Below are 260 nucleotides of genomic sequence, written 5' to 3'. Positions count from 1 at the left end.
CAGTAATAGTGGCATTTTAGTATGGCGAATTAACTGCCAATCGGTAGGCAAATAATAATCAGCATGATGGACCGCCTTGACCATAAGATCAAAACCATGACGCGCTGAGTGATCACAAGCATGCTCAAAAAGATACTTACTCCATATCACGTGCAACGGAACATCTTCGGCATCAAGCGAATCTAAATGCTGTTGCAGTTGCCGTTCTCGTTGCGTCATTAATGCCTTTTGTGCAACTCCGGCTAAACGAGGGTTATCAC

1 pseudogene is annotated in these 260 nt (G+C 44.2%); it reads right to left on the bottom strand.

Annotated features, from left to right (window positions below):
• Positions 1–260 (bottom strand): annotated as a pseudogene (locus AAEZ02_RS22830) (universal stress protein UspA); the annotation flags it as partial.

It is taken from the genome of Shewanella sp. T24-MNA-CIBAN-0130, assembly GCF_040310185.1.
Lineage (GTDB): Bacteria > Pseudomonadota > Gammaproteobacteria > Enterobacterales > Shewanellaceae > Shewanella > Shewanella psychromarinicola.
The sequence above is the reverse complement of the archived record's forward strand: the minus strand, read 5'-3'. Positions and strand labels throughout refer to the sequence as shown.